Genomic DNA, 396 nt, shown 5'->3' with positions numbered 1-396 from the left:
CCGAGTTCACCTCGAACGCGATCCTGACCTTCGCCGATGACCAGAAGATCGACTGGCATTACATCGCGCCAGGCAAGCCCACCCAGAATGCCTTCATCGAAAGCTTCAACGGCCGCCTGCGCGATGAGCTCTTGAACGAAACGCTCTTCCCGTCCCTGCACCATGCCCGCGTCACGCTGGCCGCCTGGCGTGACGACTACAACACCGAACGACCCCACTCCCGGCTCGGCTGGAAAACGCCCGCCGCGTTCGCACAGACCTTCGCCCCGCAACGGGGCCTGACGCTGCGCAATCCGCAAAGCTCCGCGCCAGCCCCCGTTGCCCAACCCGCCCAATCGGGCAAAACTCACACCCGGAGTCTCGCTCACGCTGGATAAAAAGTGGGGGCAACGTCAG

Annotated in this window: 1 protein-coding gene; it reads left to right on the top strand. The window is 63.9% G+C overall.

Translation table 11 applies throughout. The annotated features are described in order from the left end of the window. The coding region (locus C5F48_RS24575) for an integrase core domain-containing protein (RefSeq protein ID WP_146170798.1) at positions 1–377 on the top strand (377 nt) is incomplete at its 5' end. Positions 378–396: the final 19 nt, after the last annotated feature.

Origin of the sequence: Cereibacter changlensis JA139 (assembly GCF_003034985.1) — a bacterium.
Classification (GTDB): Bacteria; Pseudomonadota; Alphaproteobacteria; order Rhodobacterales; family Rhodobacteraceae; genus Cereibacter; species Cereibacter changlensis.
This window is presented reverse-complemented; position numbering and strand designations above follow the sequence as displayed.